The 12956-nt window shown below is 26.4% G+C and carries 18 protein-coding genes and 2 pseudogenes; 18 read left to right on the top strand and 2 right to left on the bottom strand.

Annotated features, from left to right (window positions below):
* Window positions 1-67: 67 nt before the first annotated feature.
* From rpsP to AACK93_RS03030, 7 genes and pseudogenes are all read left to right on the top strand, one after another.
* Complete coding sequence (gene rpsP / locus AACK93_RS03060) at window positions 68-373, top strand: 30S ribosomal protein S16 (protein ID WP_339025193.1); 306 nt, start codon at window positions 68-70, stop codon at window positions 371-373.
* Window positions 374-506: 133 nt separating this feature from the next.
* Window positions 507-755 (top strand): hypothetical protein, encoded by a 249-nt coding sequence (locus AACK93_RS03055; RefSeq protein WP_339025192.1) that lies wholly within the window; start codon window positions 507-509, stop codon window positions 753-755.
* Window positions 755-1261 (top strand): ribosome maturation factor RimM, encoded by a 507-nt coding sequence (rimM, locus tag AACK93_RS03050; protein ID WP_339025190.1) that lies wholly within the window; start codon window positions 755-757, stop codon window positions 1259-1261. Before AACK93_RS03055 ends, rimM begins: the two co-directional genes overlap by 1 nt.
* Before the next feature lie 23 nt (window positions 1262-1284).
* Window positions 1285-2019, top strand: a complete 735-nt coding sequence (trmD, locus tag AACK93_RS03045; RefSeq protein ID WP_339025189.1) for a tRNA (guanosine(37)-N1)-methyltransferase TrmD — start codon at window positions 1285-1287, stop codon at window positions 2017-2019.
* Between the two features lie 24 nt (window positions 2020-2043).
* Window positions 2044-2418, top strand: coding sequence for a 50S ribosomal protein L19 (gene rplS / locus AACK93_RS03040; RefSeq protein WP_339025188.1), 375 nt, complete (start codon window positions 2044-2046; stop codon window positions 2416-2418).
* A gap of 50 nt (window positions 2419-2468) precedes the next feature.
* Window positions 2469-3347, top strand: a complete 879-nt coding sequence (gene ylqF / locus AACK93_RS03035; RefSeq protein ID WP_339025186.1) for a ribosome biogenesis GTPase YlqF — start codon at window positions 2469-2471, stop codon at window positions 3345-3347.
* A gap of 150 nt (window positions 3348-3497) precedes the next feature.
* A pseudogene (locus tag AACK93_RS03030) lies at window positions 3498-4609 on the top strand (IS3 family transposase).
* A 371-nt stretch (window positions 4610-4980) separates the two neighbouring features.
* Here the strand turns inward: AACK93_RS03030 and AACK93_RS03025 are convergent.
* Window positions 4981-5721 carry an ECF transporter S component gene (locus AACK93_RS03025; protein WP_339025185.1) on the bottom strand — a complete coding sequence of 247 codons (741 nt, stop codon included), beginning with the start codon at window positions 5719-5721 and terminating at the stop codon, window positions 4981-4983.
* Window positions 5722-6022: 301 nt separating this feature from the next.
* Here AACK93_RS03025 and AACK93_RS03020 point away from each other — a divergent pair.
* A pseudogene (locus AACK93_RS03020) lies at window positions 6023-7139 on the top strand (IS3 family transposase).
* Window positions 7140-7407: 268 nt separating this feature from the next.
* On the opposite strand, the gene tpx reads toward AACK93_RS03020, so the two are convergent.
* The gene (tpx, locus tag AACK93_RS03015) at window positions 7408-7896 is read right to left on the bottom strand and encodes a thiol peroxidase (RefSeq protein WP_339025184.1); all 489 of its coding nucleotides are present in this window, start codon (window positions 7894-7896) and stop codon (window positions 7408-7410) included.
* A 97-nt stretch (window positions 7897-7993) separates the two neighbouring features.
* Between tpx and metG the strand changes: the two genes are divergently transcribed.
* The 10 genes from metG (at window position 7994) to AACK93_RS02965 (ending at window position 12954) form a co-directional block, all read left to right on the top strand.
* Window positions 7994-9544, top strand: coding sequence for a methionine--tRNA ligase (gene metG / locus AACK93_RS03010; RefSeq protein ID WP_339025183.1), 1551 nt, complete (start codon window positions 7994-7996; stop codon window positions 9542-9544).
* Between the two features lie 508 nt (window positions 9545-10052).
* A complete protein-coding gene (locus tag AACK93_RS03005; protein ID WP_339025181.1) occupies window positions 10053-10379 on the top strand; it encodes a hypothetical protein in 327 nt (108 codons plus the stop codon).
* Between the two features lie 2 nt (window positions 10380-10381).
* Window positions 10382-10603 carry a hypothetical protein gene (locus AACK93_RS03000; protein WP_339025180.1) on the top strand — a complete coding sequence of 74 codons (222 nt, stop codon included), beginning with the start codon at window positions 10382-10384 and terminating at the stop codon, window positions 10601-10603.
* Window positions 10603-10764: a hypothetical protein gene (locus AACK93_RS02995; protein WP_339025178.1), complete on the top strand. Its 162-nt coding sequence runs from the start codon at window positions 10603-10605 to the stop codon at window positions 10762-10764. Before AACK93_RS03000 ends, AACK93_RS02995 begins: the two co-directional genes overlap by 1 nt.
* 3 nt (window positions 10765-10767) lie before the next feature.
* Window positions 10768-10998, top strand: a complete 231-nt coding sequence (locus AACK93_RS02990) for a hypothetical protein (RefSeq protein ID WP_339025177.1) — start codon at window positions 10768-10770, stop codon at window positions 10996-10998.
* Between the two features lie 189 nt (window positions 10999-11187).
* On the top strand, window positions 11188-11415 hold the full coding sequence (locus AACK93_RS02985; protein WP_339025176.1) for a hypothetical protein: 228 nt from the start codon (window positions 11188-11190) through the stop codon (window positions 11413-11415).
* A 273-nt stretch (window positions 11416-11688) separates the two neighbouring features.
* The gene (locus AACK93_RS02980; protein WP_339025175.1) at window positions 11689-12009 is read left to right on the top strand and encodes a hypothetical protein; all 321 of its coding nucleotides are present in this window, start codon (window positions 11689-11691) and stop codon (window positions 12007-12009) included.
* Between the two features lie 33 nt (window positions 12010-12042).
* Window positions 12043-12468 carry a hypothetical protein gene (locus tag AACK93_RS02975; protein WP_339025174.1) on the top strand — a complete coding sequence of 142 codons (426 nt, stop codon included), beginning with the start codon at window positions 12043-12045 and terminating at the stop codon, window positions 12466-12468.
* A complete protein-coding gene (locus AACK93_RS02970; RefSeq protein ID WP_339024958.1) occupies window positions 12419-12703 on the top strand; it encodes a hypothetical protein in 285 nt (94 codons plus the stop codon). The genes AACK93_RS02975 and AACK93_RS02970 overlap by 50 nt, the downstream gene beginning before the upstream one ends.
* Window positions 12704-12705: 2 nt before the next feature.
* The gene (locus AACK93_RS02965; RefSeq protein WP_339025172.1) at window positions 12706-12954 is read left to right on the top strand and encodes a hypothetical protein; all 249 of its coding nucleotides are present in this window, start codon (window positions 12706-12708) and stop codon (window positions 12952-12954) included.
* Window positions 12955-12956: the final 2 nt, after the last annotated feature.

Here is a 12956-nt window from a genome sequence, read left to right as displayed (position 1 = left end):
CGATATTATTAATTATGGTTTAAAAAGATAACTAAACTAATAATAGTGAGAGGAGTGCTTATATTCTATGGTTAAATTAAGACTAAAAAGGACGGGGAAAACTAAACAGCCTTTTTATCGTATTGTTGCTATTGATTCTCATATTAAAAGAGATGGTAAATATATTGAATTGATCGGAACATATGATTCTTTAAATAATTTGTTAAAAATTAATAAAGAATTAGCTTTAAAGTGATTAACTGTTGGTGCTCAACCAACCGGAACAGTTCGTAGTTTATTTGCAAAAGAAAAAATTATGCAGTCATTTCATGAATTACGACAAAAAAATAAAGCAAAGAAACCAACGACAGAGAAAAAAATGATTAAAAAATAAGTTTTAACTAAGGAAGTTAAAAACGAAGTAAATGATATTAAAATTAAAAGTAGTAATTCTAAATCAACAGTTAAAGTTTCAAAAGAAGTAAAAGTTATTAAAAATTCGAAAGAATAAATGGAGTTAGCTAATGATGAATTACATTAATACTGTTAAAATATTAATTATTCTAATTGTTAAAGATATTAATAATATTCAAATTAGAATGTTAAATGAAAATGATAATGAATTAGAAATTATTATTATGATTAGTGATAGTGATTTGGCAAGATTAATCGGTAAAAAAAGATTAATTATTGATTCGATTCGTCGTTTAGTTAATGTTAAGACACCAAGAGAACAAAAAAGAATTAAATTATCTTTAGAGGCTTTTAACGAATAATGAAGTTTGTTAAAATTGGCAAGGTTATTAATACCCATGCTTTAAAAGGCGAAGTAAAAATTAGATGCTTAATGCCTAAATATGAACGATTCTTTAATGTTAATCATGATATATATTTTTATGATTCTAATAGTTATACTTATGAAATATTAACGATTGATAGTTCTAGAAATCATAAAGGTGATCTTTTAGTTAGATTTAAAAATTATGATTATATTAACGACATTTTATTTTTAAAGACTCAAGATTTATTTCAACTTAGTAATAATCCTCATTTAGTAAATGATGATGAAGTTAAAAACTATATCGGATTACAAGTTATAAATGTTAATGATAATTCACTTATTGGTGAAGTAATTGATTACTTTATTACTAAAGCGCACGGTGTTTTTGTTATTCAAACAGTTGTTGGTGAACAAAAAATGTTGGCTGATGTTTCGCGGTTTATTATAAATATTCTTTGAGAACAAAATGCTGTTTATGTTAAGTTAATTAATAATTGATAAATTATAAAGGAGACAAGAAATTAATGACAACAATTCAAATTATCACTTTATTTCCTGAAATCTTTGTTAGTTTTATTAATACATCAATTATTAAGAATGCTGTTAAGAAAGAAAAAATAAAGTTTAACATCATTAATCTTCGTGATTTTGCTGTTGATAAGCATCAACAAGTTGATGATTATCAATATGGTGGCGGTAATGGGATGGTATTAATGGCACCGATTGTAGTTGCGGCAATAAATTATGCTCGTAAGCAAATCCCTAATAGTCAAGTGATTTTATTATCGCCACAAGGAAAAACATTTAAACAGCATATTGCTAGTGAAATAGCTAGTAGTAATAATTCATTAATTTTAGTTTGTGGTCATTATGAAGGATTTGATGAAAGAATTAGAGATTTTGTTGATATTGAAATATCCATTGGCGATTATGTCCTTAGTGCTGGTGAAATTGCAAGTATGGTTATAAGTGATGCCGTTATTCGCTTATTACCAGGTGTTATTCAGGAATCATCACATCAAAATGATTCATTTACTAGTAAGTATTTAGATTATCCTGTATTTACTAAACCATTAGTTTTTAATGATCAACAAGTTCCTGATGTCTTATTATCAGGTTATCATAAAAATATTGATATTTGAAGAAAACAACAAGCTTTTTATAACACATATAAAAAGCGACCAGATTTAATTGATTTAAATCAATTAACACCACAAGAGCAAATTTGAATTGCTGAATTAGAAAAAGATAAAAAATAAATAATAATGAAGGGAGCGATTGTTATGAATATGCAATTAGATCGACAAATTACCGAACAACAACTTCGTACTGATATTCCAAAATTTAAATCTGGCGATACAGTAAATGTTGCTGTTGAAATTAATGAAGGTAACAAGAAAAGAACGCAAGTTTTTACTGGTTTAGTTTTAAAGCGTCAAGGGTCAGGTATTAGTTCTAGTTTTACGGTGAGAAAACATACTGGTAGCACTAGTGTTGAAAGAACTTTTCCTTTACATTCACCATTAATAAGTAAGATTGAAATTTTAAAAGTTGGTCGTGTTAGAAGAGCGAGATTATACTATATGCGTGATCGTATTGGTAAAGCTGCGAGAATTAAAGAAATAATTGGTTCTAATAAAAAGAATAAAGTAGAATAATTAATAAAGGTAAAATTCTACCTTTATTTTTCAATTAAGGAGACATATTAATGGAAAAGTTAAATATTAATTGATTTCCAGGTCATATGGCAAAAGCTATTCGCTTGATGAAAGAAAAATTAGCATTAGTTGATTTAGTGATTGAACTTCGTGATTCTAGAGCTGTTAACTCTAGTATTAATCCGATTATTCAAGAGTTGTTTAAAAATAAACCACGAATTATTATTTTGAATAAGAAAGATTTAAGCGATATGAAAGTAAACCAAGAATGAATGTCATTTTTGAAAAAAGACCCGTTAGTTAAAGTAGTATTAACTAATTTATTAGTTGATCAACCTAAAAATGAAATTATTTTGTTAATTAATCAATTATTGAAGGATAAAATTAATCATCAAAAATCTCGCGGAATATCAAATTGACAAATTAAGGTGATGATTATTGGCATTCCTAATGTCGGTAAATCACGGTTAATTAATAATTTAGTTAAAAGAAAAGTAAGTAATGTTGCCAATCAACCAGGAGTTACGAAAGGGATTCAATGAGTCAAGTTAGCACAAAATATTCATTTATTAGATACTCCGGGAATTTTATGACCTAAACTTGATGATGATGATCCACTAGTGGCGATGCATTTGTCATTAATTGTAGCTATTAAAGAGCAATTATTACCATTTATTGATATTAGTTACTATGCGTTTAATTTTTTAGCAAAGTATTATCCTCATATTTTAAAGGAACATTATGCGCTTATTATTGAGTGAAAACAAGATATGCAAACTAAAGAAATGGATTGTTATTTTTTACAAATGGCGAAAGAAAATAATGTATTAGGTTCTTCTGAACAACAAATTATTCAAATGATGACAAATTTTTATTATGCTTTTACAAAAGGAAAAATTAAAAATATTTCTTGAGAAAGACCAAAATAATAATGGAGGAGCATGAAAATAAATATTGACATTATAATTTTGTTCTTGGGTTACGCCCGCTATGTGCTATGTATAGGTTGCAATAAGTTGGACCATATTTGTGTGGACTTTCAAATAAAATAAAATTATTAAGAAAGTAGGAATATAAAAATGGGCAAAAATTCATATACAGATGAATTTAAAAAACAAATTGTCATGCTTTATCAAAACGGGAAAATCATTATTAAAATTATTAATGAATAGGGTATTTCAAAATCTGCTATTTATAATTGAATAAAATCATTCGATAATTTTGGTTCTTTTAAAGCAAAAGATATCAAAGTAATGAAGAAAATGAATTAATTTACTTACGAAAAGAATTAAAACAATTACGAATGGAAAACGATATTTTAAAGCAAGCGGCACTGATAATGGCCAAAAAATAACAATAATTAATAACAACAAAAACAAATATTCAGTGAGGAAAATATGTAAGATTTTGGGTTTATCAAAATCAACATATTATTATCAACCTAATAAATGCACTAACAAGCAAGTTAATAATTATGAACAAGAGTTATCAGTGCATTTAATAAAAGTCGCAAAATTTATGGGGCTCGTAAAATTAAAGCTGTTTTAATAAGAAAAGATATCATCTTATCGCGGCGAAAAATCAGATGCATTATGATCAAAAATAATTTGGTTTCTAAATACACCAAATTAAAATATCGTAATCATAAAACAACAGCTAATAATGCCCAAATTAGTAATGTTTTAAATCGTGAATTTAATGACAAAAAACCCAATGAAGCTGTTGTTAGTGATTTAACATATGTGCAAGTTGGCGGGAAATGACACTATATTTGTTTGTTAATTGACTTGTTTAATCGCGAAGTAATTGGCTTGGCTATAATGCCAGGCCAAACAAAACCGCTGAATTAATTCAACAAGCTTTTCATAAAATAACACGACCATTAAAGCAAATAACTTTATTTCATACCGATCGTGGTAATGATTTCAAAAATAAAATCATTGATGAAATTTTAATAACTTTTAACATTAAAAGATCATTAAGCAATAAAGATTGTCCTTATGATAATGCTGTGGCCGCAACAACTTACAAAACCTTTAAAACAGAATTCATTAAGGGTAAAAAATTTGAAAATTTAACACAATTAAAATGCGAGCTATTTGATTTTGTTAATTGATACAACAATATTCGAATTCACGGTAGCTTAAATTATTTAACACCCGTTGAATTTAGAAAATGGCAGTTTACATAAAAATTGTCCTAAAAAGGGTTGCTGTTCCATTTGTAATTCAAAAAAAGTTAGATATTTTAAAATATATGATTATTGCTAGTAATAATTTTAATAACGGAATTAATGTTTTTTGACAATAAGGTTGACTAGATGATCAAAGATTGATTGTTAAATAAATGAGTCCGAATGAAAAATATATTAAAACATATGAAAAACATGATATTGTAAGAGCTCGTTATATTGATTATACAGAGCAATTAACTATCAAATCGTTCACGATGACGATATTATGATACTTTAATAAATTTGTGAAATGAAGATATAACGGTTTATATCAGTTTTTATAAAACTAAAAATGTAGAATTATGAACATCAACACAATTCTACATTTTTTATTTATTTACTTTTTTGTGTTTCTTTTCTTCTACTTTTTCTTTTTCTCATTTGTGATAAGAATAGTGAGCTGATTCAGCATATCTTAAGATTGGTTTTTCAAGAATTAGCATTGCATCAAAGGTGATTAGATATTTTACAAAAATGAACCCTCCATAAATGCCATAAAAAATTAACATTTGTGTTTTTAGTGGTTCCTCGGATATTTCTTTGATTTTGTCATGAAAGAAAATTTTCTTACATTTATTAATTATTATTATTGGATGTATTGTCATTGGATGTGTGTGAGTATGAAAACCTAAAGCATCAGCAGCTCACAATTGAGTATTTACAGCAGCAAATAGTGCAGTTGCTAAACAGCAAATAAGAATGCTGGTGTATTTAGTATAAATGTTTTCTTTATGAAATAATCTTTTTCATATTCAGTTTAATAGAAAATATAGTCCAATAACAAGGACATTTAACATCATTCCCATTGTGGCACTAACAACAATATTGCCGTGGGCAATGTGGTGGGGAATTATCATATGTAATCAAGGTTTAATTGCACCAATTAGCATTGCAAATCAAAGACCAATTAATGAAATAACTAATAAAATTAGGGTATCACCAATTTCAAAGTTCGCTGCCGGTAAATTAGGTAAGGGAATAGAAATTTCTAGCATTGATAACGCTAATGCCAACCCTAATGCCATTGATGAAATGGTAACTTTAAATATAATATGTTTTTCTTTGAGCATATTTTTCTCCATAATCTTAATTGATAATAATTTTTAGTACTAATTATTTATAATAATTATAAATTGGATAATATGCATTGTCAATCAAAATTAGTGTAATTTAATAATTGGTGAGGATAGTAGTAGGGTAATAGGACTCTCGAACCAACAACATTTAGTTTTGGAGACTAACATTTTATCATTGAAATATACGGTCTCGTTTAATTTTCTTAGTTATTTGGATAGGCTACAATAAGTTGGACCATATTTATGTGGACTTTCAAAATAAGATAAAATTATATAAGAAAGCAGGAATATAAAAATGGGCAAAAATTCATATACAGATGAATTTAAAAAACAAATTGTCATGCTATACAAAAATGGCAAAAGTGTTAGTGTTATTAATTTAGGGAAAGAATATAATTTACCAAAACCAACTATTTATAGTTGAGTTAAAAATTATAATAATTCTGGTTCATTTAAAGCAAAAGACAATCGCACACTAGAAGAAAATGAAATAATAACTTTACGAAAAAAACTTAAAGACTTGAAAATGGAAAATGACATTTTAAAGCAAGCCGCACTGATGATGGCCAAAAAATAACAATAATTAATAGCAATAAGAAAAAATATTCAATAAGAAAAATGTGTAAATTATTAAATATTTCAAAATCCAATTACTATTATCAAATTAATAAATACACAAGGAAAATAGTGAATAATTATAATCAAGAAATTATCAGTGCATTTAACGAAAGCCGCCAAGTCTATGGAGCTCGAAAAATCAAAGTAGTATTATAGCTCATAAAAGTATTAACCTATCTAGACGCAAAATTAGAAACATTATGAAAAACAATAATTTGATATCAAAGTACACAAAAACAAGACTTAAATGCAAAAATATTCAAGTAAATAATGATCCAGTAAATAACATTGTAAACCGAGACTTTAATAATAGAAAAATAAATGAAATTATCGTTAGTGACTTAACTTATATAAAAGTGGGTTTTAAATGATTTTATGTATGTCTCCTAATTGATTTGTATAATCGCGAGATTGTTGGTTATAGTTCCGGACCAAATAAAAATACGGAGTTAGTTTATCAAGCTATTATGCGAATTACTAGACCATTATCAAAAATTGAAATATTTCATACCGACCGAGGTAGTGAGTTTAAAAATAATATAATTGATCAATTATTATCTACATTTAAAATTCAAAGATCATTGAGTGCGAAGGGTTGTCCTTATGATAATGCAGTTGCTGAAGCAACTTATAAAGTTTTTAAAACAAAATTTATTAATGGTAGAAAATTCAATGATCTTGCACAATTAGAACTTGAATTATTTGATTACATTAATTGATACAATAATCTTAGAATACATGGCAGTTTAAATTATTTATCTTCAGTTACTTTTAGAAAACAAATGTCTATATAAAAATTGTCCTAAAAATGGTTGCCAATCCAATTTTCAAAAAAAGAAAAAATAATCATTTACTATAAATTATTTCAATATGCAAATTAAGTATATATTTCTTATATATGATTTTTGGAGCCTGTCTAAAATTCTGTGTCTCGATAATTCATTGGATAGGTTACAATAAGTTGGGCCATATTTATGTGGACTTTCAAAATAAGATAAAACTTATATAAATTAATAATAAATAAAACACACTTTGTATAAAGTGTGTTTTTAACATATGTGATTATTTGTTTAAAAAGTCTCATAGTTTAGCGTAATTCGGTTCCACTGATGTTTCTTCGTTAATATCAATGTAGATAACGATGTTATTTTCATCTAATACTAATAAGGTTCTTGCTAGAATTTCTAGTTTTTGGATTACTAAACCAGTTTTAATGCCGAAATCACGGTATTTGTAATCAGATATAAGGATGTGATTATTGTTTTTAAAACTTTCACAAGCTCTATTTTGGGCGAAGGGTAGGTCTCTTGAAATTGTAATTAGTTGCATACTTTCTAGTTTACTAATATTTTCATTCATATGTTTAGTTTGAGTTAAACAAGTGCTAGTATCAACGCTGGGGACAACTGAGATTACTTTATTTTTATTGATGATGTCAGTTATTTTAAAGTCTGATATATTAAGATTAGTGGCGATAAAATCAAGAGTTTCACCAATTTTAATTGGTTCTTTAATTAATTGTAAAGGTTTTCCTTTCATTTTTACTTCCATATTAGTCCTCCTTAGGGTATGTATAATTTAATTATATAAAGAAATGATGTAATATAATATATAATATAAATAATTTGATAAAGGATGAAGTGAAGTTATGCAACCAAAATATTTTTATGTTTCGACCCCAATATATTATCCTAATAATGAATTGCATTTAGGACATGCGTATACAACAGTTCTAAGTGATGTTTTAGCTCGTTATAAGAAACAACAAGGTTATGAAGTATTTTTTACTACTGGTAGTGATGAACACGGACAAAAAATTGCTAAGGCGGCACAATTAGCAAATATTACCCCCCAAGAATTTGTTGATGGCATCGTTAATAAATTTAAAGATTTATGAACATTCTTACACATTGATTATTCTAAATTTATTAGAACTAGTAGTCAAGAACATACTATTGTTGTTGAAAAAATTTTTAATCAGTTATTATCCCAAGAAGATATTTACTTAGATCAATATGAAGGCTGATATTGTATTGCTTGTGAAGAATTTGTTACTAAATCACAAATTTCTCGTGATAAGTTGCATTTATTATGTAATCAACAATTAAAGTTTTTACAAGAAGAAAGCTATTTTTTTAAAGTTTCAAAGTATCAAGAACAATTATTAGATTACTATCATCAACACCCTGACTTTATTTATCCTGAATCACGAATGAATGAAATGATTAATAATTTTTTAAGTCCAGGACTTCAAGATTTAAGTGTTACGAGAACAAGTTTTAATTGAGGGATTCCGGTTAAACAAAATTCCAAACATACAATTTATGTTTGAATTGATGCTTTAAGCAATTATTTAAGTTCATTAGGTTATCTCTCATCAGATAATAGTGAATTTAATAAATATTGAAGAGAAAATAGTGAAATTGTGCAATTTTTAGGTAAAGAAATTACTAGATTTCATGCTATTTATTGACCAATCCTATTAATAGCATTAAATATTCGTTTACCTAATAAATTAATTAGTCATTCGTGAATCACAATGAATGATGATAAAATGTCAAAATCAAAAGATAATAGTATTAATCCATTACAATTAATTAATGAGTATGGTAGTGATGCTTTACGATTTTTTCTTGTTAATGATTTACATATTACTAGAGATAGTAATTATAGTTTACAATTATTAATTGATTCATATAACAATAATTTAGTTAATAATTTAGGTAATTTATTATCAAGAACAATGACAATGACAAAAAAATATTTTAATAATGTTATTCCGCAGTATGTTCCTAGTACTAATGATTTAGATAAGGCATTAGAACAACATATTCATTTAACAATTGAAAGCTATGAAGCAAAAATGGATCAATATTTAATTAATGATGCTGTTAAAACAGTAATTGAGCTATTACATTATACTAATAAATATATTGAAGAAAGAACTCCTTGAGCATTATTTACTAATTGTGATGCTAATTTAAATAAAGTTATTAATAATTTATTACAAGTTTTAAAAGTAAGTGCGTATTTATTACAACCTATTTTAGTAACTAAAAGTATTGTTATTTTTCAACAATTAAATATTAATTACGAACAGTTAAATTTTACAAATTTAACTAATTTTCAAAACTTAGATAATGTTAAAATTAATTTGAAACAAATATTATTTCCGAGAATAAATTTATTGGACGCATAAAGTTTTGTTAGGTGGGAAAATATTTGAATAAGTATTAAGGCAGTCAGTAATGATTGTCTTTTTATTTTATAAGGTGTTAAAAATTTGTTCTTTGAAAATTAAATACAAGTGAATTAATAATGTTGGTATATATTAAAACGCGATAAATTGTGGGTGGTCGCCATAACCAAAAGGAGTTTACCAGTTGATAGATAACACATCTTATTAGCTATAGCAATTTGTTTCATTTTGCAATAAAAAAATGAATGGGTGGATTTCCTGAAAATATACATGCTATTAAATTAGTTTCAAGGGGAGGATGGAGGATGCGGACATTAAAGTGTAGAAATTTCTATATAGGGAGATACTAAGTTTAAAATTATTAAAATCTTTATCTAATTAAAAAACAAAATTTAATAACAAAGCTTATTAAACACTTAAATCTGCGATATATAAGTGTTTAAAAAACTAAGTTAACTAACTTAGTTAATAATACTTAGTTTATAACAAATAAGAAAGGTAATTTATTATGAAAAACATTGAAAACATTTTCTTAAATACTAAGAAATATCTTTTAAAAGAAACGCAAAACGCAATGCTTATTAAAGCCCCAAAAATTCCATGATTTAATGAACAAATCGGCATTTGGTTTCCAAAACGATTTGTTTATAAAGGAAAATATGAAAATTCAATTTGCATTGGAATAATTAAAGATAGTAAATATCAAGTAATTTCAATTAATCAAAAAGAAAACAAAACAAAATTAATTAAGGGACAAGAATTATTAAGCTTCTTCATTGCCGAAAAAGAAAACAACAAAAAAGATATAAATTATAACTATTTTAAAGGAGTTTAAAAATGAATATTGCGATTAGATTAATATTTATTATCATTTGCATAATGTTATTGGCATATTTTGCTTATAAAATTTATGCCAAAATAAAAATGCGAATTAAATATAAAAATGCCATTAAAAATAATACTGGTAATTTCACAAAAGATGAAAAAGTGTTTATTGCTCGCTTTGAGGAATGAGTTAAAGCTCCTAATTCAAAAGAAAATAATGAGAATAAAAAATAATGTTTTGAGAAATTATTATGGAATTCTTAAAACTGTTTGTTACGATAGAAAAAATGCCTGCACAAGTTGCTTTTATTGCCGGATTAATTATTATCATTACTTTTCTTTTCGCCTTAATTTCAATTATGTATTTACCAATAAAAATGATTTTTGGGAGATAAAAAATGACAATAAACTTAAAAGAATTTGATTGAGAACAAATTAAACAAACTTTCTGAGATTTATTTATTCAAATTACAACTATTCCGGCTCACATTACCGGTGGTAAAGAAATTGATTTAACCCAAAAAACACTTTGACTTTTAATAGCAAACATTGCTTTTTGATTCTTAACAGCGATTGTGATGTGATTTATTCTAATGCTCCTTTGAAAAACCATATCAGTATTTAGATAGGGAAAAAATTAATGTCAAGAAGTTATATTGTGATACATTCACAGAGAAATTCAAAATTAATTAGGAAAAAATACAATCATGTTAAGGTTAATCGTGGTTTTAACAAATTTAAGAAAAACTTTTGAATATAAATGATGAATGTTTTAAAAAAGAAAGGGGGTGATTATATGATTGGAACTTTCTTAGTCGATGCACCCACCAGCAACAGTAGAAAAAATAACAGCTAGCGACGCAATGACTAAATTATGAAATGCAATTATAACAACGTTTACTAAAATGTGAGAAATTATTGCCGTTAATATGCCACAAGTTGGTAACTTCTTTGCTGATTACTGAATCTTCATTTTTCCATTTATTTTGGCAATATTCTTTATTTGTTTTAAAATGTTTGAAAAATTACTTGGCGCAGTCCGCTAACAAAAAAATAAAGTGAGGTGCAAGATAAAATTTTGCAAATGAATAATAGAAAAAAATAACAATTTTATTGAATTAAACCGCACCTCATTTTTAATTTTATGACATTAAGGAGCAATTTGATATATTTACAACGGTTATTTTAAAAACATTGTAAGTTATTTATTTTTAGCAGGTTGTATTTTAATTTTCCTTTTTAAAATCATTAATTTAACACAAATTAACAAAGTTATTAATTTCTTAAAAAATTCACCATTAAATATTGTGATTGGTTCATTGGGAACTGGAAAAACCGCTTTTCTAGTATACGCATCAAAATTACTAAAAAAGAAAAAATATCACATCGCATCAACCTTCCCATTACTAGAAACCCAAAAATTAATTTTAGGACATATGGGATTATTAGACTTTGATTATCCGGTATTGCCGGACAAAACCTTACTGTTGTGAGATGAAACCAATTTATTTTTAGAAGGAACTGATTGAGAAAAAAATAATACCAAAAACGAAGAAAGCGGTATCCAAGAGTATTTTGCTCTGGCGCGGCATTTTGGTCATATTGTGCTTGCTAGCGGTCAAAGAGATAAACATATTTAAGTTAAAGTTCGTAATATTGCCAATAATGTGATTGTGGCAATTCGTAAAAAACCCGTTAATATTTTTCGTCCCTACTTAAAAGTTGTCTATGGTACTGTTACGAACATTGAAGAATATGAACGCTGACGAAACACCTTAATTGATGCTAAAAATAGTAAAAAGGGTCGTCGCATTAAATATCGTGATATTACTGAACTTGATATTTATTTTTTTAAACTAAAAATTCCTCTACCAATACCCAACACTTACAATTCTTTTTATTTAGCGTTTTTAAGAGATTACTTAAATTCAAAAGTAAATCCTGACTATGAAGATAAATACTATACTGACACCGCAATTGATTTAGAAGACTTAGAATACTTAAAAATGGATAAATTTAGCAAATTTTTAAGAAAGAAGGAATATAAAAATGAAAAATCTTGCAAAAATGGCGGACTTTCTCGCTCAAATGCTTTATAAGGTCTTTGACTTAATTTGAAGTTTAGAAGTGCCGGGAACGAATATTCAATTAATATTTCATTTATTCTTAACGCTGGCTGTAGAATTTCTTATGGCAATTATTCTTGGATTTGGTAGTCAACAAGTTAATTTGAAAAAACAACGCCAATATGCTGTTAAAAATAAGGGGCGTTTAAGTGCATGAGGAAAAGCTAAAAAACAAATAAAACCAATAAAAACAAAACAAGGTAACTAACAATGTTTAAACTAATTATTATTTTTATCTTAATAACCGTTTTTGGGTTATTAGCTGGTAGTCATTTTGAAACTTTAACGAATTATATTAGCGAAGGGCTTGCCAATTTCCAAAAGTTTATTACTAGCAATTTAACAATTTTAGAACTATTTAAATCAATGGCCATGACATTTTCGAAACATCCAATCTTTACCATTCTTGGTGTCACTTGTATACTTATTGCTTTATTTATTGTGATTAAAGGTAGGTAAAA

Source organism: Spiroplasma endosymbiont of Agriotes lineatus (genome assembly GCF_964019485.1).
Taxonomy (GTDB): domain Bacteria; phylum Bacillota_I; class Bacilli_A; order Mycoplasmatales; family Nriv7; genus Nriv7.
Note: the sequence above shows the minus strand (reverse complement) of the source record. Positions and strands in the feature narration are given on the sequence as shown.